We start from the raw sequence: 25,556 nt of genomic DNA, 5'->3' as shown, positions 1-25,556 counted from the left end.
TTGGTGCGATATTTCATGTCTCAACCTGCTGTCCCTGATCCTGCTGCACCCAAGGCACCCAGTCTGCTTCGATCAGGCCTGGTTGTCAGTATCATGACGCTGCTGTCGCGCGTGTTGGGCATGGTGCGAGATATCGTTGTCGCCGCTTATTTCGGTTCGCAGTCCGAAGCGGACGCGTTCTTCATTGCCTTTAAAATCCCGAATTTTCTGCGTCGCCTGTTTGCAGAGGGGGCATTTGCTCAGGCCTTTGTGCCGGTTCTGTCGGAATATCGCACCAAGTGCTCTCTGGTAGCGGTGAAGCAACTGGTTGACCGGGTGACTGGCACGCTTGGGCTGACGCTCGCGGGTATAACGGCGCTCGGGGTCGCTGGTGCGCCGGTCATCATCACGCTGTTTGCTCCGGGCTTTCACGGTGATGATGACAAGCTCGCGTTGGCCACCGATATGCTGCGCATCACCTTTCCCTACCTGTTTCTGATATCGCTGACGGCGCTGTGTGGCTCCATTCTCAATAGCTATGGGCGCTTTGCCGTGCCGGCCTTCACGCCGGTGCTGTTGAATGTGTGCATGATTGGCGCGACGCTGTTTCTGACGCCGTATTTTGCCCAGCCGATCATGGCGCTGGCCTGGGGGGTGTTTATTGCCGGTGTTGCGCAGCTCCTATTCCAGCTGCCATTTCTGGCGCAGATTAAGCTGCTGCCGGTTCCGCGACCTAATCGGCGCGACCCAGGCGTAAAGCGGATAATGACCTTGATGGTTCCGGCCCTGTTCGGTGTGTCGGTCAGTCAGATCAATCTGTTGTTGGATACCGTGCTGGCGTCGTTTCTGCAGACCGGCAGCATTTCCTGGCTGTATTACGCAGACCGCCTGTCGGAGTTGCCGCTGGGCGCGTTTGGTATTGCCATCGGGACGGTGATTCTGCCGGCGCTGTCGCGTCAGCACGCTGGGGAAGACCTGAAGGCCTTTGGCCGTACGCTGGATTGGGCCGTGCGCATGGTGCTGCTGGTGGGTGTGCCTGCCGCGCTGGCGCTGCTGCTGCTGGCCGAACCGCTGATTGCGACGCTGTTTCACTACGGCGCAATGACAGGTGATGATGTCGGTCAGTCGGCCGCCGCGCTGCGGGCCTATTCCGTTGGCGTGATGACCTTCATGCTGATCAAGGTTCTAGCGCCCGGCTACTTTGCCCGTCAGGACACGAAAACGCCGGTGCGTATCGCGATTATCTGCATGGTCTCGAATATGGGGCTCAATCTGTTGCTGATCTGGCCGCTGCAGCATGTCGGTCTTGCTTTGGCTACCTCCCTTTCGGCACTGCTCAATGCTGGTCTGCTGTGGTGGGGGCTGCGTCGTGACGGGGTTTATCAGGCTCAGCCCGGCTGGTTGCGATTTTCGCTGCGCTTACTGTTGGCGACGACTGCGATGGCTGCGCTGCTTCTGTGGATGGTACCTGCAACCGCGGATTGGCTGGCCTGGGGCTGGCAGCGCAAGGCTTGGGAGATGGCGTTGCTGGTAGTCGGCGGTATGGTGGTCTATCTCGGAGTGTTGTTCGCGCTTGGGTTGCGTCTGCGTGACCTACGCGGCGCGCGGGGCTGAACGGCATGACGAGCTACCCTGCAAGGCTGTATACTGCGGCGTTTCGATTGACCCACCACTGACGAGCATTATGGAACTGGTCCGCGGTTTACATAACCTGCGGCCCCGGCACCGGGGCTGTGTCGCCACTATCGGTAACTTCGATGGTGTACATGTTGGACATCAGGCCATTCTTTCGCGCCTGCGAGCGCATTCAGAGCGTCTTGGTCTGCCCGGCTGCGTGGTGATCTTTGAGCCACAACCCCGCGAGTTCTTTGCGCCTGATGCTGCTCCGCCGCGGCTGACACGTTTGCGCGAGAAACTCACGCTGCTGCAGCAGAACGGCGTGGACCGAGTGTTGTGTCTGGCCTTCAATCGTCGCTTGCGCGAGCTGAGTGCCGAGCAATTTGTGCAGCAGGTGCTGATTGACGGGCTTGGGGTGCGTCACCTGGAGGTCGGTGACGACTTTCGTTTTGGTTGTGACCGCTCCGGCGATTTTGCCTTTTTGCAACAAAGCGGCAGCGAGCACGGCTTCACTGTTGAAGCGGCTAATACGGTCGCCGAGAACGGCGAGCGCATCAGCAGCAGTCGCTTGCGTCAGGTGCTGGCGGACGGCGACTTCATTCTCGCTTCGCTGTTGTTGGGGCGTCCGTTCAGTATCACCGGGCGTGTGGTTTACGGGCAGCAATTGGGCCGCACTATCGGCGCACCAACGGCCAACGTTCAGCTCAAGCGGGTAAACCCGCCGTTGCACGGGGTTTACCGTGTCAGCGTCGAGCTCGACGGCGTGGTGCGCAAGGGTGTGGCCAATATCGGTAAGCGTCCCTCGGTCAGTGGGGATGGCAAGGCGCACCTGGAAGTGCATCTGTTTGATTTTGCTGGCGACCTGTACGGTCGCCGGCTGACTGTTGTGTTTCACCAGAAGTTGCGGGACGAAAAGCGTTTCGACTCGCTGGACGCATTGCAGGCGGCGATCGAGGCCGATTTTGCTGCCGCAAGGGCCCAGTGGGGTCTGTAAATTTTCCGAGAGCCTGATAGAAAATGACCGACTACAAAGCGACACTGAATCTGCCCGCCACGGATTTTCCGATGAAGGCCGGGTTGCCGAACCGCGAACCGCAGACGCTCCAGCGTCTGGACGGCTTGTATCAGCGGATTCGGGAAGTCAGCCAAGGCCGGCCGCAGTTCATCCTGCACGACGGCCCGCCCTACGCCAACGGTGTGATTCACATCGGTCATGCGCTTAACAAAATCATCAAAGACATGATCATCCGCTCCAAGACCCTGTCGGGTTTTGATGCGCCCTATGTGCCGGGCTGGGACTGCCACGGCCTGCCAATTGAACACAAGGTTGAGACCACTCACGGCAAGCATCTGCCGGCAGATCAGGTCCGTGCGCTGTGCCGCGAGTACGCGGGTGAGCAGGTTGCCCTGCAGAAGGCAGACTTCATTCGCCTGGGTGTGCTGGGCGACTGGGATAACCCCTACCTGACCATGAACTACGCCAACGAAGCGGGCGAAATTCGCGCGCTGGGACGTATGGTTGAGCAGGGCGTGGTGTTCAAGGGCCTCAAACCGGTCAACTGGTGTTTCGACTGTGGCTCTGCGTTGGCTGAGGCCGAGGTGGAGTATCAGGACAAAAAGTCGGAGGCCATCGATGTCGCGTTCCCGGTGGAGGATGCCGACAAGTTGGCCGCCGCCTTCGGTTTGAGCGCGCTGCCCAAGCCGGCAGCCATCGTTATCTGGACGACCACCCCGTGGACCATTCCCGCCAACCAGGCGCTGAACGCTCACCCTGAATTCAATTACGCGCTGGTCGACACTGGTGATCGGCTGCTGGTACTGGCAGAAGATCTGGTTGCTGACTGTCTGGCGCGTTATGGACTGGAAGGCGAAGTGATTGCGACAGCAGCGGGCGCCGCGCTGGAGCTGATCAACTTCCGTCATCCGCTTTATGACCGTCTGTCTCCGGTCTATCTGGCGGAATATGTCGAGCTCGACGCTGGTACCGGTATCGTTCACTCGGCTCCCGCCTACGGCGAAGACGACTTCCGTACCTGCAAGCAGTACGGCATGCACAATGACGACATCTTCAGCCCGGTGCAGAGCAACGGCGTCTACGTTCAAGACTTGCCGTTCTTTGGCGGCCAGTTTATCTGGAAGGCCAATCCGGCCATCGTTGCCAAGCTGGAAGAGGTGGGTGCGCTGCTCAAGCATCAGAGCATCCAGCACAGCTACATGCATTGCTGGCGTCACAAAACGCCGCTGATCTACCGCGCCACCGCGCAGTGGTTCGTCGGTATGGATGTCCCGGTTGCGGGTGGTGAAACCCTGCGCGAGCGTTCGCTCAAGGCCATCGACGAGACTGACTTCGTTCCCGCCTGGGGCAAGCAGCGCCTGCATAACATGATCGCTGGTCGTCCGGACTGGTGTATCTCCCGTCAGCGCAACTGGGGCGTGCCGATTCCGTTCTTCTTGCATCGCGAGTCGGGCGAGTTGCATCCGCGCACCGTCGAGTTGATTGAACAGGTCGCCCAACGCGTCGAGCAGCAGGGCATTGATGCCTGGTTCAATCTCGATGCGGCCGAACTGCTGGGTGACGAAGCGGCTGAGTACGAAAAAATCAGCGACACGCTGGATGTGTGGTTCGACTCCGGAACCACCCATTGGCACGTGATGCGCGGTTCGCACCTGATGGGCCATGATCAAGGTCCGCGTGCCGACCTGTATCTGGAAGGTTCCGACCAGCACCGCGGCTGGTTCCACTCGTCCCTGTTGACCGGTTGTGCGATCGACGGTCACGCGCCTTACCGTGGCCTGCTGACGCACGGCTTCACGGTCGACGAGAAGGGCCGCAAGATGTCCAAGTCGCTGGGTAACACTATCGCGCCGCAGAAGGTTAACGACACTCTTGGGGCCGACATTCTGCGTCTGTGGGTGTCTTCTACTGATTACACCGCGGAAATCGCTGTATCTGATCAGATCCTGCAGCGCAGCGCCGATGCGTACCGTCGTATTCGCAACACCGCGCGCTTCCTGCTCTCCAACCTGAGTGGCTTCGATCCGGCGACCGACGCGCTGCCCCCGGAGCAGATGCTGGATCTGGACCGCTGGGCGGTTGATCGTGCTCTGCTGCTACAGCAGGAAATTATTGAGGCCTACGATACCTACCGCTTCTGGAACGTGTACCAGAAGGTGCACAACTTCTGCGTGCAGGAGCTGGGTGGTTTCTATCTCGATATCATCAAGGATCGTCAGTACACCACGCAGGCCAACAGTGTGGCGCGCCGCTCTTGTCAGACCGCGCTGTATCACATCGCCGAGGCGCTGGTGCGCTGGGTTGCTCCGATCCTGTGCTTCACCGCAGAAGAGCTCTGGCAGTACCTGCCGGGCGAGCGTAGCGAATCGGTCATGCTCAATACCTGGTACGAGGGGCTGGAAGCGCTGCCGGAAGGGCAGGCGTTGGGTCGCGAGTTCTGGGCTCAGGTGATGGGTGTGAAAGAAGCGGTCAACAAGGAGATGGAGAATCTGCGCAATGCCAAGGTGCTGCGCGGCAATCTGGAAGCCGAAGTGACCCTCTACGCGGACGACAATTTGCGTGGCGCGTTGGCCCAGTTGGGCGATGAGCTGCGCTTTGTGCTGATCACCTCGCAAGCCACACTGGCTCCGCTGGCAGATGCCGGCGAGCAGGCGGTGGCGACCGATTTACCGGGGCTCAAGCTGCAAATCGTCAAGTCCGACGCAGCCAAGTGTGCGCGTTGCTGGCATTTGCGTGCAGACGTCGGCAGCCACGCCGCTCATCCGGATATCTGCGGTCGCTGCGTTGAGAACATCGAAGGTGCTGGCGAGGTACGCAAGCATGCCTGATGTCCGCAAGGGCAGTCTGATCTGGCTGGTGCTGTCGGCGCTGGTCATTGTGGTCGACCAGCTGACCAAATGGGTGGCTGTGTCGGAGCTGCACCTGTACCAGCAGGTGCCGATCATCGATGGCCTGTTCAGCTTCACCCTGGCCTACAACACCGGCGCTGCGTTCAGCTTTCTGGCCGACGCCAGTGGCTGGCAGCGCTGGCTGTTTGCCGTTATCGCAGTTGTGGTAAGCGTGGTGCTGTGCGTCTGGCTGGCAAGGCTGGATCGCAGTAAGAAGCTCGAAGCCATCGCCCTGGCGCTGATTCTGGGCGGCGCGATCGGCAACCTGTATGACCGGGTGATTCATGGCAAGGTGACCGATTTTATTCTGGTGCACTGGCAGCAAAGCTGGTTCTTCCCGGCCTTCAATATTGCCGATAGCGCCATTACCGTTGGCGCGGCACTGTTGCTGTTCGACATGTTTTTCGGCAGGAAGCCGGAGCAAAATTGACCGTCAGCCCGCGCATGCGGGCACGGCTTTCCAGGCGAGATTCCCATGACAGAAACACGTATTGGCCACGAGTCCGAAGTAACCCTGCACTTTACCCTCAAGCTGCCCAATGGCGACGTGGTCGATACCACAACCGACAAGCAGCCGGCGACCTTCAAAATCGGCGATGGCAGCCTGCTGCCTGGGTTTGAACAGGTATTGTTCGGCCTGAAGTCTGGCGATTGCCGCAGCTTTGATATCGAGCCGGAGCGCGGCTTTGGCCCGGGCAGCGAGCAGAATATCCAGACGATTGCGCGCGACCAGTTCGACGAAATGGAGCTGGAGCCGGGTCTGCTGGTGATCTTTGCCGATGCCGCAGGCGGCGAGTTGCCTGGCGTGGTCAAGCAGGTGCATGATTCTGTGGTCGAGGTCGACTTCAATCATCCGCTGGCCGGCAAGGTCATCACCTTTGACGTCGAGATCGTCGACGTACGCTAAGCGCGTCAGCGCTCGGCCCATTTTTTCGATACTCCAGCGAGGCTTTTCATGCAGATCAAACTGGCCAACCCCCGCGGCTTCTGTGCCGGCGTCGACCGAGCCATCGAGATTGTCAATCGCGCGCTGGAAGTGTTCGGCCCGCCAATCTACGTGCGGCACGAGGTCGTCCATAACAAGTTTGTGGTCGAGGATCTGCGTAATCGTGGTGCGGTGTTTGTAGAGGAGATCGATCAGGTGCCGGATGACGTGATCGTCATCTTCAGTGCTCACGGCGTATCTCAGGCGGTGCGTCAGGAAGCTGCGGATCGGGGTCTTAAGGTGTTCGATGCGACCTGTCCGCTGGTGACCAAAGTACACATGGAAGTCACGCGCTACAGTCGCGAGGGCCGGGAATGCGTTCTGATCGGCCATGCGGGCCATCCGGAAGTAGAAGGCACCATGGGGCAGTATGATGCCAGTAACGGTGGCGCCATCTACCTGGTGGAGGACGAGGGCGATGTTGCTTCGCTGCAGGTACACAATCCTGAGCGGCTGGCGTTCGTTACTCAGACCACGCTGTCGATGGATGACACCGCACGAGTGATTGATGCGCTGCGTGCACGTTTCCCGGCCATTGACGGTCCGCGCAAGGATGATATCTGTTACGCGACCCAGAACCGTCAGGACGCCGTCAAACAGCTCGCCAGTTCATGTGATGTGGTGCTCGTGGTCGGTAGTCCGAATAGCTCCAACTCGAATCGCCTGCGTGAGCTGTCAGAGCGTATGGGGACTCCTGCCTACCTGATTGATGGTGCTGACGAAATCCAGGCTGGCTGGCTAGAGGGTGTGCGGAATGTCGGTGTGACTGCTGGAGCATCTGCGCCTGACGTTCTGGTGCGACAGGTCATCGCTCACCTGCACGCACAGGGCGCTACCGGTGCTGAAGAGCTGGCAGGCAAGGAAGAGAACATTGTGTTCAGCATGCCAAAGGAGTTGCGGGTTGTTGATCTGTCCTGAGGTGTTGAGGGAGAGCTGAGCGGCCGGAAGGGGTGCGAGATTCGTGCCCCTTTTTCTTTCTGTCAGCTGGTCCAAAGTCCGCGAATGGCGGCAACACCCTGCGCGCCGGCAGCCCAGGCGCGCTGCCGGTCATCCGGCCCAACGCCGCCAAGCAGATAGACTGGTAGCTTGCACTGGGCCACCAATGAGGTGGCCTGATTCCAGCCGAGTGGTGTCGCGTCCGGGTGAGAAGCGGTGGCCAGCAACGGCGACAGGGTGACAAAGTCGACTCCCAGACTCTCCGCCATGAGCAGCTCCTCAGCATTGTGGCAGGAGGCGCTCAGCCAGCGGTGCGCTGCCAGAGGGCGATCGCCCTGGGTGCTGAGCTGGTGCAACTGAGCTGCAGTCAGGTGCCAGCCGGTGCATGCGCTATCGGGAGGGCTGTCACCCTTGAGGATGAAGGTTGCATGCTGTTCGAAGCGGGCGAGCACGGTTTGGCTAAGCGCCCGGTACTGGTCTGCGTTGAGTTGGGTCTGGCGCAGCTGAATAAGCCTTACGCCTGCCTCAATTGCCCGCTCAATCCCGCTCAATAGCTCTGCGGTGCTGCAGTCAGGTGTAATCAGGTATAGATCAGGCAGGCGCGCGGCGCTCACGATGGGCTGATTGGCAGCGGGGAAGGCGTAGTCCGGCAGTTGCTGCTCAGAGACCCAGCGTACCGGCTGGCCTTCTGCACCGTGCGCGGTGCCAGTGAATGAACTGACTTCCCAGACGTCGAGCCGGATGTGCTTGTCCGGGTAGTCGTGGTGCAGATCAATCAGCGGCCGAGCCTCGCGAACCTCGATGCCGAGTTCTTCGCACAGCTCGCGTTGCAGTCCGTCGTAGCGAGATTCGCTGTCCTCCAGTTTGCCGCCCGGGAACTCCCACAATCCGCCCTGATGGGCGCTGTCGGGACGTTTTGCAATCAGGATGTGGCGCTGGGCATCGCGGATAACCGCCGCCATGACATGAATGCGGCGCATGATCAGCGCTCCGGTAGGTCTTCGGAAAAGACGTCTTGCTCGTCGTCAGGGCGCCCCTCAATCACGTGCTCTTCGGCGGCCCAGGCGCCAAGGTCGATCAGGCGGCAGCGATGGCTGCAGAACGGGCGTTCAGGGAAGCTGGCGTCCCAGGTTACAGGCGCTTTGCAGGTGGGGCAGTTGACCGTCAGTGTCATGGTTGCACCTCCAGCAGTTGCAGATAGTGTTGGTGTAATGCGTCGACTTGTGCGTGTAGAGCAGCCAGGTCGCTGTCGTTGGTCAGGACGTCGTGGGCGTGCCGCAGGCGTTCTTCGCGTTGTGCCTGTGCCTGCATAATTGCGCGTACCTGGGCCTCAGGTACCGCGTCGCGCTGGACTGTGCGGGCGAGTTGCATGGCCTCGGGTACGTCCACGACGATTATGCGCTTGGTCAGTGCGTTCTGGCCTGATTCAACCAGTAGCGGCGAGACCAGCAGCGCGTAGGGAGACGTTGCTGACTGTAAATCGGTGATGATCTCGTCGCGAATTAGCGGGTGCAGCAATTGCTCCAGCCACTGGCGCTCGGCTGGCGCGGCAAAGACCTGCTCGCGCAGGGCGGCGCGGTTGAGGTTGCCGTCCTCAAGCAAAATCTCGTCGCCGAAGCGATCGACGATATGTTTCAGTGCGGGCTTGCCGGGTTGAACAACGACGCGGGACTTCTCATCCGCATCGACGACGTGGATGCCGTGCGCGGCAGCGAAGCGATTGGCGGCGGCGGTCTTGCCGCTGCCGATACCGCCTGTCAGGCCAATGATCATCGGGTACTGCTCCTCGGATTTACTGCGTGACCGGTTCAAAAACCAGCGAATTGCAGATACTGGCTGGTGATTGTCTCACCCCAGATCAGTGCTATCCAGCCAGCAATGGCCAGATAGGGTCCGAAGGGCAGTGGGGTGCTGTTAGCGGCACCACGAGCCTTGAGAATGATAATGCCGAGGATTGCTCCAACCAGCGATGACAGCAGAATCGTCAGTGGCAGAGTCTGCCAGCCGCCCCAGGCGCCGAGCATAGCGAGCAGCTTGAAGTCGCCATAGCCCATGCCTTCCTTGCCAGTGATCAGCTTGAACAGCCAGTAAACGGACCACAGGCTGAGATAGCCGGCGATCGCGCCCCAAAGCGCGGTATGCAGGTCGGTATAGAGGCCGAAGCTGTTGGCGATCAGGCCGAGCCAAAGCAGTGGCAGCACCAGTGCGTCCGGCAGCAGTTGAGTATCTGCGTCGATCATGCTGAGGCTGATCAGGCCCCAAGTCAGCAGAATCATGCCGGCCGCGGCCCAGCCGAAACCATACTGCCAGGCAACCGCCATCGATAGTGCTGCGGTCAGCGCTTCGACTAGCGGGTAACGGGCGCTGATTGGGTGACGGCACTGGCCGCACCGGCCGCCCAGAATCAGGTAGCTGATGATTGGCAAGTTCTGCCACGCCTTTATCTCAGTCTTGCAGTGCGGGCAGTGGGAGTGCGGCAGCAGGAGGTTGTAAGTCTCACCGGGCGGGTGCTCGGTGTCAGGCTGGAGCAGCTCCAGCGCTTGCTGACGCCACTCCCGTTCCATCATGCGGGGTAAGCGGTGGATGACAACATTGAGAAAACTGCCGACGATCAGTCCTAGCAGCCCTGCGAGCAAAACAAAGGCCAGCGCGTGGCTGGCCAGGTAGTCAATGAGCGGCATGGGTTAGACGACGTTACCCAACTGGAAGATCGGCAAGTACATGGCGATAATCAAGCCACCTACCAGAATACCCAAGACCGACATGATGAGCGGCTCAAGCAGCGTAGTGAGGTTATCAACCTTGTTGTCTACTTCCGCTTCGTAGTAATCAGCGACTTTCTCCAGCATGCCGTCGAGGTTACCGGACTCTTCACCAATCCCGGTCATCTGGGTGGCAAGAGAGGGGAACACGTTTGTGGTGCGCATTGAAAAGTTGAGCTGTGAGCCGGCTGAGACGTCTTCTTTGATCTTCATTACTGCGTTGTAGAACACGACATTGCCGGCTGCGCCAGCCACAGAGTCCAAGGCGTCAACAAGCGGAACACCGGCTGCGAAGGTGGTGGACAGGGTGCGAGCGTATCGCGCGACAGCTGCCTGGTAGACGATATCGCCGACGACGGGCGCCTTGAGGAGCGTTCGATCCTCAAAATCGCGAAACGCCTTCGATCTTTGGTGTGCCTGCGAGTACGCGTAGCCTATCGCGATAATCAGCACCAGTGCGATAAACCACCACGACTGGAGCCACTCTGATATGCCGATCACGAAAAGGGTGAAGGCTGGTAGTTCCGCACCAAAGTTGGCGAATACATCCTGAAAGGCGGGTACGACCTTCAACAGCATGATGGCTGTCACGATGACAGCAACCACGACTACGGCGATGGGATAAGTCATCGCCTTCTTGATCTTGGCCTTGAGCGCCTCGGTCTTCTCCTTATACGTCGCGATGCGGTCAAGCAGCGACTCCAAGCGACCGGATTGTTCGCCTGATTCAACGAGGTTGCAGAACAGGTCGTCGAAGTACTTGGGGTGCTGGCGAAGCGAGTCAGCCAGCGTGTTACCAGCTGCGACATCATTCTTGATATCGGTAACGAGCTTCGCGACGCTTGGGTTCTCTGCGCCCTCGGCGATAATCTCGAACGCCTGGATGATGGGTACGCCAGACTCCATCATGGTCGCCAGCTGACGGGTGAAGAAGGCGATATCCAGTGGTTTGATCGGCTTGGGGCGCTTGGCAAACAGTGTGGATTCGCGCTTGATCTTGGTGACCAAGATGCCTTGCTTGCGCAGCTGGGTCTTGACCAGCGCCGCGTTCTCTCCCTGCAGTGAGCCTGAGATCTTGGTGCCCTTGCGATCCTTGCCTTCCCATTTGAACGGGTGAAGTTTGTCTTCTTTCGCCTTCCTGGCTGCAGGTTTTTTCTTCAGTGCGGCTTGTTGCGCCATGACTTAATCCTTGGTCACTCGGTTGACTTCCGCCAGGCTGGTGACACCCTCTTCAACCTTCATTAGGGCGGACTGGCGCAGGTTTCTGAAACCCTCACTCTGCGCTACGTCAGAGATCTGAATTGAGTTGCCGTCTTCCATGATGATGCGCTGCATCGCCGGGGTGATCTTGACGACTTCATAGATACCAACACGACCTTTATAACCGTCTTTGCAGTTTTCGCAACCCACGGGGCCGTAAATTGTTAGGCCTGTATCAATTTTATCTTGGGTGAAGCCTTCTTCAAGAAGCACCTCGTTGGGTACTTCCATGGGCTTCTTGCACGATTTGCATAGGCGACGGGCCAGCCGCTGGGCGATGATCAGGTTGACGGAGGTGGCAATGTTGAACGAGGGCACGCCCATGTTGCGCATCCGGGTGAGGGTTTCGGCTGCACTGTTGGTGTGCAGAGTCGACATGACCATGTGGCCTGTCTGCGCCGCCTTGATCGCAATCTCTGCCGTTTCAAGGTCACGGATCTCGCCCACCATGATGATGTCTGGATCCTGACGCAGGAAGGCACGCAGCGCTTGGGCAAAGTCCAGGCCCTGTTTCGGGTTGACGTTGACCTGGTTGATGCCTTCGAGGTTGATTTCCACGGGGTCTTCCGCGGTGGAAATGTTGCGCTCCATGGTGTTGAGGATATTCAAGCCGGTGTACAGCGATACGGTTTTGCCTGAGCCCGTGGGGCCGGTAACCAGAATCATGCCTTGGGGCCTAGCCAATGCTGCGAGGTACATCTTCTTCTGATCTTCTTCGTAGCCCAGGGCATCAATACCCATCTTGGCGCTCTCCGAGTCAAGGATACGCAACACAACCTTCTCACCCCAGAGTGTTGGTAGGGTGTTGACGCGGAAGTCGATTGCCTTGTTCTTGGAAATCTTTAGCTTGATGCGACCATCTTGCGGCTTACGGCGTTCCGCCAAATCCATGGAAGACATGACTTTGAGGCGTGCTGCGATACGGACCCCTAACTGTGAGGGCGGTTTTGCTACTTCGTGCAGCACACCGTCGGTACGAAACCGCACCCGGTACATTTTTTCGTACGGCTCAAAGTGCAAGTCTGAAGAGCCCATTCGCACGGCGTCCAGCAGCATCTTGTTGACGAATCGCACAATAGGGGCGTCATCTGCCTCGCTGCCGCCATCTGCACGGTCTTCGTCCTTGACGGTTTGTACATCAAGGTCGTCGAGATCTGCGTCGCCGATGTCACCCAAGCCGCCAGTCGGGCTATCCAGATACTTTTCTATGGCGTTCAGCAGCTTATCGTCTTCGACGATGACTGCATCGGTCATCAGGCCGGTATGAAACTGGACGTCGCTTAGTGCTTGTTGGTTGGTTGGATCGGAAATCGCCAGATACAGCCGTGAGCCGCGTTTGAACAGCGGCATCACGTTGTGCTGGCGAACGAGCTTTTCGCTCACCAGTTCCTTGGGTTGGGCTTCCTTGTCCAGGGAACTGAGGTCAAAGTAGGGGTAGCCGAACTCTTCGGCGCAGGTCATGGCCAGTGATTTGGCATCGGCCAGTTTTTTCTGTACCAGGTGTGTGATCAGCGGAATCTTTTCCTGGTTTGCCTGCTGGCATGCTTTGGCAGCCACTTCGGCCTCAATGAGGCCTTCTTGCACGATACGTCGTGCGAGCCCTGAAAGAGCGGGGGTTTCCATGTGGCAATAGTCCCAATCTGCAAAAACGTCAATGTTGCAGACTATAGTACAGTCGCCGCTGTGATTGAACTGTCTGCGTCTGCTGGTTGTGCGTGGGTTGTCGGTATTTGCATTGATTTCCGGCCCGGTCTAAATGCGCAGGGTGACAAAAAATGTCACTTTTTGTCGTACACCGTTCGGCTCGCGTGTTGGTATGGCGACTAAGAGCCATTGCACAGGCCGTAGATCACTCCTTTGCACGTTGGTCTGATATTTGCTTTGATCTTGTGAGCCGCACGGCTATTTCACTTAAAGGAGTACAACATGAAAGCTCAAAAGGGTTTTACCTTGATCGAACTGATGATCGTGGTTGCGATCATCGGTATTCTGGCTGCTATCGCTCTGCCGGCCTACCAGGACTACACCGCACGTGCCAAGATGTCTGAAGTGGTTCTGGCTGCCAGCTCTGCTCGGACTTGTGTAACTGAAACTGTTCAGGCCAAAGGTCAGTCTGCTACTAGCAACTTGAGTCAGTGTGGTGGCGATTTCGAGGCAACTCGTTACGCGACTAACCTTCTGGTTGGTACCACGGGTATCGTGACCGTAGAAAGTCAAGACGACATCGATGGTGTAACTATCGAGCTTTCTCCGGTTTATCAGAGCTCTTTCCACATCACTGAGTGGATCTGCTCCGCCAGTGTTGTAACCGCTCCTGCCAAGAACTCCTGGCTGCCGGGTTCTTGCCGCTAATGCGGGCATGTTGTTGATTTGAAAAAGCCCCGCAAAGCGGGGCTTTTTCATGTTATAGAAAACTTGGCGTGTGGAACGTTATGACTAAGGTGGTTGCGCTTAGGTGCCTGTTGATAGCCTTTGCTTCAGCACTGCTTTTCCTGGTTTATAAACAAGGCTTTGGTGGTGCCCTTTTTTATGACGACTATGGAAATCTGGAAGGCTTATCCAAGATTACCGATTTGCACTCAGCGATGGCCTTCACCTTTGATGGTTTCGCTGGCCCTCTAGGCAGGCCCATTGCGTTGGCTTCATTTGCACTGCAGGCGAATGGCTGGCCAGATAATAGCCCTGGTCTTCTTCTGGTTAATACGCTTATCCATTTTGTTAACACGCTGCTGATTGGTGCGCTGGGTTACCTGTGTGTACGCGTCAGCAGCCATTGCTCCGTGAATCAGGCATTTTTTGCGGCTTTTGGTGCTGCCATTCTATGGGCAGGTTTGCCTTTGTTGGCGTCAACCTCATTGATTGCCATCCAGCGCATGACGGGGCTCGCGGCATTATTTAGTCTCTTGGGGTTGGTCGGTTTTGTGTGGAGCTACCGGCTGTACTCGGTGTCCCCTGTGCGCGCTTTGTTTGTTCAGTTCTTTTTGCTTGGGTTGGGCACTTTGCTGGCTATGTTCAGCAAGGAAAACGGTGCGCTGACGCCTCTGTTTGCACTGGCAATAGATATCTTGGTGCGCAAGCAGGCGCTTGGGGCGCGCGCGCACTGGACACACAAGGCCAGGCTAGCAGTGCTGTTTCTAGCCTTGGCGGTTTTTCTTGTTTATCTGTCTCCGCTGATGCGCAACTATTTCTGGGTGTCGGATGTGCGCGGCTACAGCGTGTGGCAGCGGCTCCAGATCGAGCAGGTAATACTCTGGGAGTACCTGAAGGCATTCTTTGCGCCTGTTCCATCGTTGTTCGGGCCGTTCCACGATGACTATCCGAGAACTCCGAACCCGCTACACGCAATAGGCGCGGCTGTTGGCTGGCTGATGGTGTTGTCGGCAGCAATATGGCTGCATGTGACAGGTAGAACCCGTTGGCCGTTGTTTGCACTGCTCTGGTTTCTGTTTGGCCACCTTCTTGAATCTACCTCCATTCAGCTGGAACTCTATTTCGAGCACAGAAACTACCTCCCTGTTTATGGCATTTGCTTGGCTCTAGCTTTTGGGGTTGCAAGTGTGCCAATGGCATATCGTCGTTTGGCCATCTTGGTGTTCGGCTTGTTCGTGCTACTTCAGTGGGCTGTGCTGCTCTCGGTGACGACCATGTGGGGGCAACCGATCAAAGCGGCTAATGTGTGGGCTGCCGAGCGGCCTGCTTCATCTCGGGCCGTAACCCACGCTGTTTTTCTAGAGCTGTCCGGTGCCCAGGACACGGTTGCAGATCTGAACTACCAACATATTCGCAGGCAGCGATACGAGTACACGCTGTCTTTGCTGGATCGAACCATTGAGCACTGCCCCGGTTGTGTCAGTGTTCAGCTGCAGGCAGTAGGCTACGCCTGCAAGCTGAATCGGTACGAAGAGGCCCGGCAGCGATTAAAAAGCACGGTTTCTTTTGCTGCTGGTGCGGAAAAGCCGCGTTCTGTGGTTGACGGGTTATTTGGGTTAAGAGAATTGATTCAGAATGAAGCTTGCGGCGACCTCAACGGTGAAGACTTGTTGAGCCTGATCAATGCGTTATCGGGCAGCCAGCTTTTCAAAATCAATCATATAAGCACGCGTATTTATTTCCTGGCGGCGGCCGTGGCCGAGGATCTCGGGCGCGATACTGAACGTGATCGATATTTGCTGGAGGCAGAAGCGGCCTCCCCGGTGGCGCTACCCGTGCTGCAGTATCAGGTTTCTGCGGCGTTGGCGGCCGATGATCATTCTTCTGCGCTGTCTGCCATTGAGCGGCGCTACCCTTTCGTTGAGGAAAACACCGGGGTGATGACAAAAGCAGTGCTTGACGAGCTTAAAGCGGATCTATTGGAAGAGCGTGAATCAAATAACGACTCACAAAGGCAGGCGAATGAGTAAGAATCTGGTTCTGGAGTCGGACGTGTCGATTGTCATACCGGCAAAGAATGAAGCTGTTGGTTTGGCTGGCATGCTGGAGAAGCTGATGTCGGCAGGGCGATGGAAAGAAGTTATTGTCGTTGACGATGGCTCGACCGATGAAACAGCGGCGGTTGCAGAGGCGGCTGGTTGCGTGGTCAAGCGCCATCCCTACTCAAAGGGCAACGGAGCGGCCATCAAAAATGGCGCAAGGTCAGCCACAGGGGACGTTATCGTGTTCATGGACGGCGACGGGCAGCATAACCCAGCAGATATTCAGCGTTTGCTGACTCGGCTGAATGAAGGGTACGACCTTGTCGTGGGGGCAAGACAAAAGGGCTCCCAAGCCAGCGTGGGGCGAGGCGCAGCGAACGTTTTCTACAACAGGCTCGCCACCTATATGACAGGACATAAGGTCGAAGACCTGACTTCTGGGTTTCGGGCGGTGCGTGCTGACAAGTTTCGCGAGTTCTTGTATCTGCTGCCAAACGGCTTCTCGTATCCGACTACCTCAACTATGGCGTTTTTCAGGGCGGGGTACTCAGTGGCCTACGAGCCTATTCACGCGGCTCAGCGCGTTGGGAAAAGTCATATCAAGCCGCTGAAGGATGGCGTTCGGTTTTTGTTGATCATCTTTAAAATCGGCACGCTCTACTCTCCGCTCAAGCTGTTTGCACCGATTGCCGCGTTGGCGTTTCTGCTTGCGTCAGTCTGGTATGGCTATACCTTGAGTGCGTTCGGGCGATTTACCAACATGAGTGCATTGCTCTACACCGGCAGCGCGATGGTGTTTCTCATGGGGCTGATATCAGAGCAGATCACCGCGTTGATGTACCGGGAGGGGCGCTAGTGACTCGTGTGAAAGGTATGTGGCAGGTATGACCTCTGATTTGAAAAAGGTCTGGTTCATTCTTACGCCGAGTGAGCGCAGTAAGTCCATTTTGATGATGGCGCTGGTGGTTTTGATGGCGTTCGCTGAGACAGTCGGAGTGGTATCTATCATGCCGTTTCTGTCTGTACTTGCACGTCCTGAAGTGATTCACGAAGTTGCTGCCCTTAAATGGTTATACGAGCGGCTCGCGCCGGCGGATGACGGGCGGTTTATCTTGATGCTTGGTTTGGGGTCTATTGCGTTGGTAGTCGGCTCCTCTTTGTTCAAGACATTTACCCTTCATTCCATTAACCGGTTTACCTATTTTTTGCGTCACGGGATTAGCGCTCGGTTGCTATCCCGTTATCTGGCGCAGCCTTACGAATTCTTTCTGACACACAACCCTGCTGAATTGGCTCGCAATACCCTGTCAGAAGTAGATCAATTGCATGGGGGGCTGATCAAACCCTTGTCCCAACTGATAGCCCAAGGGGCTGTCGTTTTGGCTATGGTCACGGTGTTGTTTCTGTATGACCCATGGGTCGCTATTGGTGCGGCAGCGCTTGTGGCGGCGCTGTATGGCAGCATCTATGTGTTGGTGCGCAAGCGTCTGGTGCTGACGGGGCGGGCGCGGCAGGAAGAGAACGGTGCTCGCTTCAAGGCCTGCAATGAAGTTCTTGGTGGCATCAAAGATGTGAAGGTCACCGGTGCAGTGGAAGCTTACCAAGCGCGCTTCCAAGCGGCATCGCGTGGTTATTCGCGGCATCAGGCAAACGCCGAAACATTGAGCCAGTCACCGCTCTATATTGTTGAGGCTGTTGGCTATACTGGCCTAATTACTCTATCGCTGTTCCTGATTCAGCGTAGCGAAGATATCGCTCAAGTGTTGCCTGTACTTGGTCTCTACGGCTTTGCCGCATACCGCATTTTGCCATCGGCGCAGATCATGTACCGGGGTTTTGCCCAGCTAAAGTTTTCCTCCGCTGCGCTCGACGTCATCTATCAACATCTTAGGCTTCCGGTACAAACAAATCCGTCTGGCACGACTGCACTGCGCCCGACACGGAGTATTCGGCTTGAGGGCGTAAAATTTGCTTATCCATCAACACCAGAAAAGCCAGTTTTTGAAAATTTCAATCTGAGTGTGCCAGCGAACACCAGTATGGGCATCGTCGGGGCTAGCGGAGTGGGTAAAAGCACCCTGATGGATTTGCTTCTTGGTTTGCTGAAGCCGCAACAGGGGCGCTTGTTGGTCGATGATGTGGAAGTAGATGTTTCGAATGTAGCGAGTTGGCAGCGCGCCATAGGTTATGTGCCGCAGCATATTTATCTGGCCGACATGAGCGTCGCTGAGAATATCGCTTTTGGTGTGCCAAGAGGCCAGATTGACATACGGGCGGTGGAGGACGCCGCGCGGTTGGCGCAGATTCATGATTTTGTGCTGACTGATTTACCACGGGGCTACGACACGCCAATTGGTGACCGCGGTGTGCGCTTGTCCGGGGGGCAGCGGCAGCGGGTGGGAATCGCAAGAGCCCTGTATCGGGATCCTCCTGTATTGTTTATGGATGAGGCAACAAGTGCACTCGATAGTGAGGCTGAAGCAGCAATCACCGAAGCTATTGGTGTTTTGTCAAGCCTCAAAACAGTGGTTGTAATCGCTCATCGTAAAACCTCGCTTGGTTTTTGCGATCAAGTTCAACACCTCGGGACGGAAAGGTAACGGACTCATATGAGCTTGCTATTGAAAATACCTGGCCTTCGTATTGTTGCTCGGTTGCATGAATATATTACTCGCTTAGCTCCTCTAGAAGAGTTCGACGACTACGATGCGTATTGGCAGGAGCGTGCGGTAGACGAGGGAAGTACGCGAGAGCTGGATAGGTTCAAAGTAATTGCCGGTTTAATTCAGGAGCAAGAAAGTGTCTTGGATATTGGTTGTGGGGATGCCTCATTTCAGCAATATCTTGCTAGGGTGAAGCCAGGATGCAAGTCGCTAGGACTGGATGCGTCTTCTGAGGCTGTGCGAGTTGCTCAGGAGCATGGATGCGCGACTAAAGTGATTGACACCGATTTGCGGCTATTGGAACAAGTTGGGTGTGATTGGGACGTCGTTACATTGATGGAGGTGTTGGAACACATTCCTGATGCAGAAAGCGTTATGCGGCAAGTAATTGAGCTGAGGCCTAGGCGCATTTTTGTGACAATTCCGAACGTCGGGTGCCTGAAGCACAGATTTCGCCTGATGTTTGGTGGTAGATTTCCGATAACGACTATTGTTTATCACATGCGCGAGCATCTGCGATTTTGGACGGTTAAGGACTTCGAGCAGTGGGCAGAAACTTTTGGGCTGGAAGTCTGTTCTGTCCAAGGGCAGTTTTCGTTCGGGGATGATATGGTTAAGTTTGCGGTAAAGAAATTCCCTGCATATTTTGCACCTCAGGTGATTTATGAACTGCGTTCGCGGAGATGAGTGCTGGTGAATATTCTACGCAGATTTTCCGCTGTTGCCCGCACGGTTCTGACTCGGCGATTTGTCTATGGCTACATATATAGCTTTATATGCGATTTCTTTTCTGTAAAGGAAAAATTTGTGTTGCTGGAATCGCACCATGGATCGGACTTTTTTGGTAGTCCTTATTATCTGGCGTTAAATATTGTTTCGGATGCGAGATACGATAGTCTGCAATTGATTGTAGTGGCCTCGCGCAGGCGAAAAGCATGGGTATTGGGTAGGTTGGGGGCGGGGCGGGTTAAAGTTGTGAGGCCTCGCGGTCTTGCTTATGTCTATTATCTTGCAGTGTCAAAATGGTTGATAAGCGATGTTACCTTTCCTTTGTATTTTAGCCGTAGAGAAGAACAGTGCTATTTGAATACGTGGCATGGTACCCCTCTGAAATCACTAGGGCGAGATACGCCTTTTGAAGCGTTTTCTTATGTCGGGAATACTCAGAGGAATTTTCTGCACGCCAGTTTCATTCTTGTTCCTAATCGGTTTACTGAAAATGTATTGCTAGATGCGTACATGATTAGGAACCTGGGGGATAGAAAGCTTGTCAGAAGAGGGTACCCACGTAACGATGTACTTGTGAACTCAAAAGCTAAGTCCCTGAGTGCGTCTCGTTTTGATGTGGCCTTTATGCCTACTTGGAGAGGGGACTTTTCTACACGAAAGGCAGAGTCTCTTCGGCTTTTGGAGGCATTGAAAGTTTTTTTAGATTTTTTAGATGATCACCTTCCTGTAAATTTTACTATATGGGTTAGGCTTCATCCTCAGGTGAGTGGGAAGTTAAGTTTTGGTGGTTATGATCGGGTTAAGTCGTTTCCTGTAGAAAGGGAACCATATGAACACCTATCCTGCTGTCATGCGTTAGTGACGGACTACTCTTCGGTAATGTTTGATTTTGCCTGTACTGGGCGCCCAATATTTCTTTATGTGCCAGACTTAGATAGTTATCGATCTGGGCGTAATATGTATATGGCGTTGGAGGCGCTCCCTTTTTTTAAAACCACGAATCACCATGAACTACTTGGCGCGTTGGTCGAATCGCAAAGCTTTGTGCAAGGCTTGGCTCCAACGTATGCTGGTTTTTTGGAAAAATTCTGCCCGTGGGATGAAGGGGTTAGCTCAAAAGAAGTGTGCGACCAATTTTTTGGCGGACTTGAGGCTGAGTGTGCATTGAGTGTCGCTCATCCTTTAGGGAAGACGAGAGTTTTATTTTACGTTGGTGCGCTTCTGAATAATGGGATCGCTCGCTCATTTCAGACTCTTTTGCCATTGCTGGATGATGATAGATATGAGATCACGGTTTTGGCTGACTCCAGTCATGATAGGGAAGCAGCGGAGGAATATTTTCTCTCTCTCGGTCGTCATATCAAGTACATTCCTCTTGTCCTGAGTGTATATGTGTCGCCGCTTAATTTGATTGGAGTAGCGAGCCTTTACTTTTTCAGGGCTGACTGGTTTGGCGGGAGTGGCGTGTTAAGGAAAATCTGGAGTAAAGAGTGTTCTCGGATATTTGGAAACTCTCAATTCGATGTTTTTGTGAATTTCAATGGATATTCTTGGCGCGCAGCACTGCTGTCACTTGGTCTAGATTGTAAAAAGGTTGTTTACGTTCATAACGAAATGGTTAAAGAGGTGGCAGCTAATAGGGTTTTTGATTCGAGGTTGCTGCGCCTTTCATATGAAGTTGCAGATTCGGTAGCTATTGTTCGGGAGGGTGTGGAGTCCGAGTACTGCGAAAAGGTTTATGATTATCGAAATAAGGCGGTATACACGCCAAATCCTCTTTTGATTGACGTCAGTGCTCGCGCGGCTGAGCCTTTGGCAAACGCATTTTACCGAGGGGTAGAGGCGGAAGAGTATCAAAGAGTCGAGCGGTGCTTTAGAGATGGTCAGAAATTTTCATTCGTAAATCTTGGCAGGTTTTCTCCTGAGAAAGGTCAGTTAAGACTGATCGAGGCGTTTGAACAGGTCTGGCAAGAGCACCCTGATACTCAACTCTTCATTGTTGGTAGCCATGGCGTACTCTTAGATGAAATAAGGGCGCGCCAGAAACGCTCACCTGCACGCGAGTCTATTTTTATTGTGGTGGGGTCCAATAATCCTTTTCCGCTGGTAAAACGCGCAGATGCATTTGTGTTTTCTTCCTTCTATGAAGGTATTGGATTAGTGCTTTTTGAGGCTATGCAGCTTCGTATGCCTGTTATCTCGACAGACATTCCCGGGCCCAGTGAACTGCTTTCAGAAGGTTATGGTCTGCTTGTTGAGAACAGTGTTGGGGGGCTTGTATATGGGATGCTTGAAGCTCTTCAAGGTCGGGTTTCTACAAAGGCGTATGATTTTTACGCGCATAACGAGTTCGCAGTCTCTCAGTTCGATAAATGTATCGATCAAGCTTTAGGTCGTTGATATGGAAAAAAGAGTTGTTACTTTCGGAACGTTTGATGTGTTCCATGTAGGCCATCTTCGGATCTTAGAAGGAGCCAGTCGACTGGGTAGTTCCCTCGCCGTGGGTGTATCCAGTGACTTGCTCAATATGAGTAAGAAAGGGCGAACACCGGTCTATTCCCAGGAAGAGCGCATGGCGATTGTCGCTGCGCTTCGTTGCGTAGACTCGGTATTTGTTGAGGAGTCACTTGAGCAGAAGCGCGAGTATCTCATTCAACACAAAGCAGATGTGCTGGTCATGGGAGACGATTGGGCTGGCAGATTCGATGAGTTCTCGGATATCTGTAAGGTTGTCTACCTTCCTCGTACTCCGTCAATCTCGACCACCACTATCATTGAAAAGATCCGGCTTTAGCCATCACCACTCGCTAAGGCGTTCTAAACAGCGCTGTGTTGCTTTGCCATCCGCCCAAGCGCCATAGATGTCCGTGAGAACCGCACTGTGTTTCTCTGCGTGTGAGCGCCAATACTCATCAGGTTGCTCTATCGCTCGTTCCAGTTCTTGCATGAGTGTCTTCAGACTGCAGACTAGTGCGCCGAATCGATACTCTGGCCCCAACGAAAAGCCTTTTCGGAACGGGGCAGGTACATCGAGGAACAGGGTGGGGCGGCCGAGTAAGAGGTAGTCGAAGGCGATGGATGACCAGTCACAGATCAGTACGTCACTAACTTGCAGAATGCTTTCGGTATCAGTCCATTGATTGCTCGGCATCCTGCAGATGTTTGAGTATTCCCGCCGCACCTCGGTGCCGCTGCTATTGAGGTGCGTACGCAAAATCACGGTAGCGTTGTGAGCCCGCGCCAACTCTGACAAGACCGTCAGGAACTCGGTTTCATTGTGGCCGAACGGGTAGAGACTCCTACCTTGAGTGTCTTGCGCCCAAGTGGGAGCAAACAAAATGATGGCACCATCTGCAGGTAGCTTCAGATGTTCGCGTAGTTCGATGTTGGTGTGTGCGGGTTGTACGAGGGCGTCGGTTCGCGCGTATCCGGTAACAATCACTTTTTCAGGCGCAAAACCATAACGCTCAATGTAAAGCTCTCGATGCAGAGGGGATGCAACCCAGACCTCGTCGTAGGTGCGCTGTAGCCTGAAGTCGTCTGCATCGAAACCTTTGAAGGGTATACCGTGCCAAACATCGAAGCATTTAAGGCCCGTTTTGCGGTACGCAGGCAGTAGCGGCTCCAGGCTGTGGAGGCCATGGTCGCTAATGATGGCTTTACTGCGTGCGAGTAGTAAGGCAGCACCGGGAGTACACGCCCATTGCGCACGGATGCCTTGAGCGTGGAGCGCAAGGCAATAGTCGCGATCCATACTCAAGAAAACGGCATCAGGGCATTGTTGATATAGCGGCAGCAAATTTCCGTTCAATTTGTGACCGTACAACGTTACTGCCGATTTTTTTGATAGCGGGCGAAGTAGCAACCCAACGGTTGCCTGTGCTGCGAACGAAAGCAGCTTAAGCCAATGCGAGGGTTTTGACTTGTCTATTTTCATGCGGCCTGCTTGCTAATCGCCGAACTGCCAAGGGCTATGTGCAGTTTCTTAGCAAACGCCTCCCAACCGAATTGCGCCGCGAACGACCGAATGCCGTCCAGATCAGTCACCGACGAGAAGTGGCTGATGATCCCCTCGGATAGTTCGGTATAGTTCTCAGGCTGTGCCAGCTTTCCGCTTTGCCCTTGGGAAACTGCGTCAATTACTCCCCCCGTCGCAAAGGCAACTGTCGGCAGCCCATGCGCTGCAGCCTCAATCGCGACCATCCCAAAACCTTCAGGATCGTTCGGTATATGGCGTACAGGGAATACGTGGACGTCAGCTGCTTCATACGCGGTGGCCAGCAGGGCGGGGTCTGTGATGACGCCGAGAAACTTGATGTGGTCGCCGACTCCCGATGCATCTGCCTGGGCCTGGATGCTTTCGACGCTCTGAATACCTGCGCCAAGAGAGTTTTTGGGGGCTTCGCCTACGACTAGTAGCACGGCATTGGGTTCTGCTTTGACGATGTCGGGAAGGCTAAATTCTACAAATTCGCGTAGGCCCTTTCGGGTGGTCAGGCGGCCGACTGAGAGCAGTATCTTTTTGCCTTCGAGCCCGTGCTGTTGTTTGAATGCACTGATGCTGCTTTCGGGTTTTCGTGTCTTGGGCAGGGTTACTCCCGGAAATACGATACTGATTCGGTCCGGCGCAACGCCGGCGGCAAGTGCTAGGTCACGGGTTGGGGTGCTGTTTACGATGACACGATCGAGTTTCTTGAAGGTTGGGCGCCAGAGTCTACGGTAGACCGTGTGGTCGGCCGTGATGTCGAAGCCGTGCAAGTAAGCAGCGGAGCGTACGCCGCATAGTTTGCTGAGCAGCCACGCGGTGGGGGCGGTTAGGCCGCTGCCAGCCAAAATGGTATCCGGGCGCCAGCGCAGGGCGAGCCAGAGGCCTTTCAAAAACGTGACTATAAGAAATAACGGTAAAGGTTTGAGCGGTGCCTCTCTAAGTGTCACGTTTTCCGGCTTGCGTGCTGCTGACCCGCTAGGCCCGATGACTTGAACTTCCGCATATTTGGAAATTTCATCGGCCATATGCCAGTTCAGGCGCTCCATACCGCCGATTAGGGGCGGCAGGTTGCGGGTAATAAGCAATATTTTAGATGGAGGGCTCTGTGGCATCTGCTGTGTATTGTCCTTGGTCCGACAGTCGATTTGTCAGTTGTGCAGTGTTTTCAATCCACATCTTCGGAAGCTACTGGTAAGAAGCCGCTTGGAACTGTAACTGTAGCTCCGCCTTTACGGCGGATGCGAGGCTTTCAGCGAAAGTTGCGGTGATGTGTTGACTGTCTCTATAGACAATAGTGCCGTTTATCAGGGCTCTGCATATCCTGTCAGGACAAACCTTCCCATTCAGGTCTATCACATGAATGCGTGGTTGCATGGTGGCGACCCGATTCAGTGCGGTGATGGTTGCGGATCGATAGGGATCTTCAGCCCGGGTATGACAATTCTCGCTATCCTTCATTGGTAGTCCGTGTCGCTCCAAGCACGTTACGCCGTTCATCCCAAGTGCATAGGTTGGAGCCAGGATTGCTACCTGCTTCGCGGTCATAGCGTCTTCTTTAAGCAAGCTGAGGGTCGCTTGTTCCCATGTTGATTCATCCAGGTCATAGCTGCCTGCGGAGCCCACGATCAGCAGATCGGGGGTTAGCTTGTTGATGTATTTCGCCGCGTCCCTGCGCCAATCGCTGCACTCGGTGTAGATGCGACCGAGTCGTCCGTAAAAGATCGGATGGTCGACAATTGGGCAAGAAGATTTTGTGATTACCTCGATTCTCCATTGGCCTGTTTCCAGTTCAAGGGCGCCCTTAATCGCAGGGAACCACTGAAGTCCAATGCTGTCGCCCCATACTACGGCGATCTTGGGAGCATCCTTCGCGCCGAAATGGCAGACCTTTACTTGCGCTGAACTGTACCAGTCGTCGCAGCCATGTCTATAAATCTCAGGGGCATCCATACGAGCCAGTGCGAAAGGGGATTCCGCCTGAGCGACAAGGCGATCTGTTGCGCTGTTATGCCATTTAATTAGTTGAACGTTGACCAATGCGATTGCGGCAAGGCTAATCACGATTTGCCACTTTGTGCTTATGCGCGCGGCTCGGTGTTGACGAATTGGGTTCTCGATCAATCGATACGAGAGGTCGGCGAGGGCAAAGGAGGTCGCTACAAGCAACAGTTGTGAGTAGAGGCCTTTATCGAGCAGTAGATGTTGGCCGACTACCAAAACGGGCCAATGCCACAAGTATAGCGAGTAGGAAATGTCGCCAATATACTTTAGGGAAACGCTGATCAAATCAGATTTGCGCATCACCCGCGCCGATCAACTGAG

General features: G+C 55.2%; 22 protein-coding genes and 1 pseudogene. 14 read left to right on the top strand and 9 right to left on the bottom strand.

Annotation, left to right across the window (positions count from 1 at the left end; translation table 11 throughout):
• Positions 1 to 15: 15 nt before the first annotated feature.
• From murJ to ispH, 6 genes are all read left to right on the top strand, one after another.
• Positions 16 to 1,593 (top strand): murein biosynthesis integral membrane protein MurJ, encoded by a 1,578-nt coding sequence (murJ, locus tag AAFM31_RS08670; protein ID WP_341707524.1) that lies wholly within the window; start codon positions 16 to 18, stop codon positions 1,591 to 1,593.
• 70 nt (positions 1,594 to 1,663) lie between these two features.
• Positions 1,664 to 2,590, top strand: coding sequence for a bifunctional riboflavin kinase/FAD synthetase (ribF, locus tag AAFM31_RS08665; protein WP_341707523.1), 927 nt, complete (start codon positions 1,664 to 1,666; stop codon positions 2,588 to 2,590).
• Positions 2,591 to 2,613: 23 nt separating this feature from the next.
• The gene (ileS, locus tag AAFM31_RS08660; RefSeq protein WP_341707522.1) at positions 2,614 to 5,439 is read left to right on the top strand and encodes an isoleucine--tRNA ligase; all 2,826 of its coding nucleotides are present in this window, start codon (positions 2,614 to 2,616) and stop codon (positions 5,437 to 5,439) included.
• The gene (gene lspA / locus AAFM31_RS08655; RefSeq protein ID WP_341707521.1) at positions 5,432 to 5,929 is read left to right on the top strand and encodes a signal peptidase II; all 498 of its coding nucleotides are present in this window, start codon (positions 5,432 to 5,434) and stop codon (positions 5,927 to 5,929) included. Before ileS ends, lspA begins: the two co-directional genes overlap by 8 nt.
• Positions 5,930 to 5,974: 45 nt before the next feature.
• Positions 5,975 to 6,406, top strand: coding sequence for an FKBP-type peptidyl-prolyl cis-trans isomerase (gene fkpB, locus AAFM31_RS08650; RefSeq protein ID WP_341707520.1), 432 nt, complete (start codon positions 5,975 to 5,977; stop codon positions 6,404 to 6,406).
• Between the two features lie 48 nt (positions 6,407 to 6,454).
• Complete coding sequence (ispH, locus tag AAFM31_RS08645; RefSeq protein ID WP_341707519.1) at positions 6,455 to 7,402, top strand: 4-hydroxy-3-methylbut-2-enyl diphosphate reductase; 948 nt, start codon at positions 6,455 to 6,457, stop codon at positions 7,400 to 7,402.
• Positions 7,403 to 7,464: 62 nt separating this feature from the next.
• Here ispH and AAFM31_RS08640 read toward each other — a convergent pair whose 3' ends face one another.
• From AAFM31_RS08640 to pilB, 6 genes are read right to left on the bottom strand one after another with little or no spacing between them, the layout of a single operon-like run.
• Entirely contained in the window at positions 7,465 to 8,400 is a 936-nt protein-coding gene (locus AAFM31_RS08640; RefSeq protein WP_341707518.1) for a Nudix family hydrolase, read from the bottom strand.
• Positions 8,401 to 8,402: 2 nt separating this feature from the next.
• The gene (gene yacG, locus AAFM31_RS08635; protein WP_341707517.1) at positions 8,403 to 8,594 is read right to left on the bottom strand and encodes a DNA gyrase inhibitor YacG; all 192 of its coding nucleotides are present in this window, start codon (positions 8,592 to 8,594) and stop codon (positions 8,403 to 8,405) included.
• Positions 8,591 to 9,193, bottom strand: a complete 603-nt coding sequence (gene coaE, locus AAFM31_RS08630; protein WP_341707516.1) for a dephospho-CoA kinase — start codon at positions 9,191 to 9,193, stop codon at positions 8,591 to 8,593. The genes yacG and coaE overlap by 4 nt, the downstream gene beginning before the upstream one ends.
• A 35-nt stretch (positions 9,194 to 9,228) precedes the next feature.
• Positions 9,229 to 10,101, bottom strand: coding sequence for an A24 family peptidase (locus AAFM31_RS08625; RefSeq protein ID WP_341707515.1), 873 nt, complete (start codon positions 10,099 to 10,101; stop codon positions 9,229 to 9,231).
• Between the two features lie 3 nt (positions 10,102 to 10,104).
• On the bottom strand, positions 10,105 to 11,361 hold the full coding sequence (locus AAFM31_RS08620) for a type II secretion system F family protein (RefSeq protein WP_341707514.1): 1,257 nt from the start codon (positions 11,359 to 11,361) through the stop codon (positions 10,105 to 10,107).
• 3 nt (positions 11,362 to 11,364) lie between these two features.
• Entirely contained in the window at positions 11,365 to 13,065 is a 1,701-nt protein-coding gene (gene pilB, locus AAFM31_RS08615; protein WP_341707513.1) for a type IV-A pilus assembly ATPase PilB, read from the bottom strand.
• A 303-nt stretch (positions 13,066 to 13,368) separates the two neighbouring features.
• On the opposite strand from pilB, the pseudogene AAFM31_RS17725 reads away from it, so the two are divergent.
• The 8 genes and pseudogenes from AAFM31_RS17725 to AAFM31_RS08580 all read left to right on the top strand — a co-directional run.
• Positions 13,369 to 13,477, top strand: a pseudogene (locus AAFM31_RS17725) (prepilin-type N-terminal cleavage/methylation domain-containing protein); the annotation flags it as partial.
• 5 nt (positions 13,478 to 13,482) lie between these two features.
• A complete protein-coding gene (locus tag AAFM31_RS08610; protein ID WP_371833029.1) occupies positions 13,483 to 13,794 on the top strand; it encodes a pilin in 312 nt (103 codons plus the stop codon).
• Between the two features lie 80 nt (positions 13,795 to 13,874).
• Positions 13,875 to 15,842, top strand: coding sequence for a hypothetical protein (locus AAFM31_RS08605; protein ID WP_341707511.1), 1,968 nt, complete (start codon positions 13,875 to 13,877; stop codon positions 15,840 to 15,842).
• A complete protein-coding gene (locus AAFM31_RS08600; RefSeq protein ID WP_341707510.1) occupies positions 15,835 to 16,710 on the top strand; it encodes a glycosyltransferase family 2 protein in 876 nt (291 codons plus the stop codon). The genes AAFM31_RS08605 and AAFM31_RS08600 overlap by 8 nt, the downstream gene beginning before the upstream one ends.
• Before the next feature lie 28 nt (positions 16,711 to 16,738).
• Positions 16,739 to 18,454, top strand: coding sequence for an ABC transporter ATP-binding protein (locus AAFM31_RS08595; RefSeq protein WP_341707509.1), 1,716 nt, complete (start codon positions 16,739 to 16,741; stop codon positions 18,452 to 18,454).
• A gap of 9 nt (positions 18,455 to 18,463) precedes the next feature.
• On the top strand, positions 18,464 to 19,204 hold the full coding sequence (locus AAFM31_RS08590; protein WP_341707508.1) for a class I SAM-dependent methyltransferase: 741 nt from the start codon (positions 18,464 to 18,466) through the stop codon (positions 19,202 to 19,204).
• A 6-nt stretch (positions 19,205 to 19,210) separates the two neighbouring features.
• The gene (locus AAFM31_RS08585; protein ID WP_341707507.1) at positions 19,211 to 21,646 is read left to right on the top strand and encodes a glycosyltransferase; all 2,436 of its coding nucleotides are present in this window, start codon (positions 19,211 to 19,213) and stop codon (positions 21,644 to 21,646) included.
• A gap of 1 nt (position 21,647) precedes the next feature.
• Positions 21,648 to 22,040 (top strand): adenylyltransferase/cytidyltransferase family protein, encoded by a 393-nt coding sequence (locus AAFM31_RS08580; RefSeq protein ID WP_341707506.1) that lies wholly within the window; start codon positions 21,648 to 21,650, stop codon positions 22,038 to 22,040.
• Positions 22,041 to 22,043: 3 nt separating this feature from the next.
• Here AAFM31_RS08580 and AAFM31_RS08575 read toward each other — a convergent pair whose 3' ends face one another.
• The 3 genes from AAFM31_RS08575 to AAFM31_RS08565 all read right to left on the bottom strand — a co-directional run bounded on the left by AAFM31_RS08575 (position 22,044) and on the right by AAFM31_RS08565 (position 25,535).
• On the bottom strand, positions 22,044 to 23,183 hold the full coding sequence (locus AAFM31_RS08575) for a CDP-glycerol glycerophosphotransferase family protein (RefSeq protein WP_341707505.1): 1,140 nt from the start codon (positions 23,181 to 23,183) through the stop codon (positions 22,044 to 22,046).
• The gene (locus AAFM31_RS08570) at positions 23,180 to 24,346 is read right to left on the bottom strand and encodes a glycosyltransferase family 4 protein (RefSeq protein ID WP_341707504.1); all 1,167 of its coding nucleotides are present in this window, start codon (positions 24,344 to 24,346) and stop codon (positions 23,180 to 23,182) included. Before AAFM31_RS08570 ends, AAFM31_RS08575 begins: the two co-directional genes overlap by 4 nt.
• Before the next feature lie 73 nt (positions 24,347 to 24,419).
• Complete coding sequence (locus tag AAFM31_RS08565; protein WP_341707503.1) at positions 24,420 to 25,535, bottom strand: acyltransferase family protein; 1,116 nt, start codon at positions 25,533 to 25,535, stop codon at positions 24,420 to 24,422.
• Positions 25,536 to 25,556 lie beyond the last annotated feature (21 nt).

This window comes from Halopseudomonas sp., assembly GCF_038130085.1.
GTDB lineage: Bacteria > Pseudomonadota > Gammaproteobacteria > Pseudomonadales > Pseudomonadaceae > Halopseudomonas.
The sequence above is the reverse complement of the archived record's forward strand: the minus strand, read 5'-3'. Positions and strand labels throughout refer to the sequence as shown.

Coding starts and splice junctions, on each gene's coding strand:
- murJ (WP_341707524.1), top strand. CDS start 16: ATGTCTCAACCTGCTGTCCCTGATCCTGCTGCACCCAAGGCACCCAGT.
- ribF (WP_341707523.1), top strand. CDS start 1,664: ATGGAACTGGTCCGCGGTTTACATAACCTGCGGCCCCGGCACCGGGGC.
- ileS (WP_341707522.1), top strand. CDS start 2,614: ATGACCGACTACAAAGCGACACTGAATCTGCCCGCCACGGATTTTCCG.
- lspA (WP_341707521.1), top strand. CDS start 5,432: ATGCCTGATGTCCGCAAGGGCAGTCTGATCTGGCTGGTGCTGTCGGCG.
- fkpB (WP_341707520.1), top strand. CDS start 5,975: ATGACAGAAACACGTATTGGCCACGAGTCCGAAGTAACCCTGCACTTT.
- ispH (WP_341707519.1), top strand. CDS start 6,455: ATGCAGATCAAACTGGCCAACCCCCGCGGCTTCTGTGCCGGCGTCGAC.
- AAFM31_RS08640 (WP_341707518.1), bottom strand. CDS start 8,400: ATGCGCCGCATTCATGTCATGGCGGCGGTTATCCGCGATGCCCAGCGC.
- yacG (WP_341707517.1), bottom strand. CDS start 8,594: ATGACACTGACGGTCAACTGCCCCACCTGCAAAGCGCCTGTAACCTGG.
- coaE (WP_341707516.1), bottom strand. CDS start 9,193: ATGATCATTGGCCTGACAGGCGGTATCGGCAGCGGCAAGACCGCCGCC.
- AAFM31_RS08625 (WP_341707515.1), bottom strand. CDS start 10,101: ATGCCGCTCATTGACTACCTGGCCAGCCACGCGCTGGCCTTTGTTTTG.
- AAFM31_RS08620 (WP_341707514.1), bottom strand. CDS start 11,361: ATGGCGCAACAAGCCGCACTGAAGAAAAAACCTGCAGCCAGGAAGGCG.
- pilB (WP_341707513.1), bottom strand. CDS start 13,065: ATGGAAACCCCCGCTCTTTCAGGGCTCGCACGACGTATCGTGCAAGAA.
- AAFM31_RS08610 (WP_371833029.1), top strand. CDS start 13,483: ATGTCTGAAGTGGTTCTGGCTGCCAGCTCTGCTCGGACTTGTGTAACT.
- AAFM31_RS08605 (WP_341707511.1), top strand. CDS start 13,875: ATGACTAAGGTGGTTGCGCTTAGGTGCCTGTTGATAGCCTTTGCTTCA.
- AAFM31_RS08600 (WP_341707510.1), top strand. CDS start 15,835: ATGAGTAAGAATCTGGTTCTGGAGTCGGACGTGTCGATTGTCATACCG.
- AAFM31_RS08595 (WP_341707509.1), top strand. CDS start 16,739: ATGACCTCTGATTTGAAAAAGGTCTGGTTCATTCTTACGCCGAGTGAG.
- AAFM31_RS08590 (WP_341707508.1), top strand. CDS start 18,464: ATGAGCTTGCTATTGAAAATACCTGGCCTTCGTATTGTTGCTCGGTTG.
- AAFM31_RS08580 (WP_341707506.1), top strand. CDS start 21,648: ATGGAAAAAAGAGTTGTTACTTTCGGAACGTTTGATGTGTTCCATGTA.
- AAFM31_RS08575 (WP_341707505.1), bottom strand. CDS start 23,183: ATGAAAATAGACAAGTCAAAACCCTCGCATTGGCTTAAGCTGCTTTCG.
- AAFM31_RS08570 (WP_341707504.1), bottom strand. CDS start 24,346: ATGCCACAGAGCCCTCCATCTAAAATATTGCTTATTACCCGCAACCTG.
- AAFM31_RS08565 (WP_341707503.1), bottom strand. CDS start 25,535: ATGCGCAAATCTGATTTGATCAGCGTTTCCCTAAAGTATATTGGCGAC.